The organism is Pseudoalteromonas sp. SR45-5 (assembly GCF_014163565.1).
GTDB classification, from domain to species: Bacteria; Pseudomonadota; Gammaproteobacteria; order Enterobacterales; family Alteromonadaceae; genus Pseudoalteromonas; species Pseudoalteromonas distincta.
Window position 1 is genome coordinate 1 of record NZ_JACJDN010000930.1, and the last position, 1057, is coordinate 1057.

The window sequence follows — 1057 nt, forward strand, 5'->3', positions numbered from 1 at the left end:
TAAAACGAGCAGGATTACCAAAGCTTAATTCAGCTGAACAAGCAGCGGTATCATCATTACATACATACACGGGAAGATGTACAATTTGATTTATTTTTTCTTTAAAATCAAAAGACTTCCATTCATTCAATACTGTTTTTGGAGCGCCGGCTTCTTCTGTCCAGTTCCAAATTTCGTAAGGGGTTGCAACACCCACACCTAAGATACGCTTGGCTAATTCGTCACTTAAGCTCATTTTAAGTACGCTGATCCCTTTCTCTAAAAAGGTTAGCAAGCTCTGTACTGTGGGGTAAGCGCAGTTTTCGTGCAAAGTTGCGCGTATATTTCCTACTAAGTCAATCAAGGTTAAATCAAAACTGCGACGACCTACTTTTAAGCCAATTCCAAATGCACCATCTGGATTTAACGCAAATGGGATGGTTGGTTGGCCAACCTTACCACGCTGAGGGTCTTTCCGTATTAATAACGATTCGGCTTCTAAACTATTGATAATTACTGTGACGGCCTGTGCTGAAAGCCCTGTTTTTTGTGCAATTTCAGCTTTTGGAGCACTACCGTGTTGGCGAATTAATGACATAATTCGGCGTTCATTATGAGCACGCAGGCCAGATTGGCTTCGGCCTTCTTGTAAAGAGAGTCGAGGGTTTTTAGATTTGATAATTATTCCTACCTAGTTGTTATTATCTTGAATAACCTGATTAATTGTACACCGAGTGTGTGTAATTGGCGACTATATTAGCTTTATTGCCGGGTTCATTTCTTATTATTAAATTTACGACAGAGTATAAATAAGTCACAGGAGGTCAATAAATAACTATAGTTGATTTATTGACGGAATGATATTTAACTGGTTAAATGCTTTACTTAACATTAACAACTGAGGCACGGCAATGACCACACACACACACACAAACACACCTCGTGTCCCAAGGGAGGGGGGGGCCCTTTTTATTTTACTTGCTGTGTGTTTTGCTGCGTGGGGCGGCGCCGCAAACATCTGTGACGCGCGTATAAGAGTGTATTGAAAAATTTATAATATCTCGTCAGTGCAGTCTGC

General features: G+C 40.6%; 1 protein-coding gene. It reads right to left on the bottom strand.

Annotation, left to right across the window (positions count from 1 at the left end):
- Positions 1-577: ROK family transcriptional regulator (locus H5072_RS20155; RefSeq protein WP_259396008.1), on the bottom strand; the 577-nt coding region annotated here is incomplete at its 3' end.
- Between the last annotated feature and the right edge of the window lie 480 nt (positions 578-1057).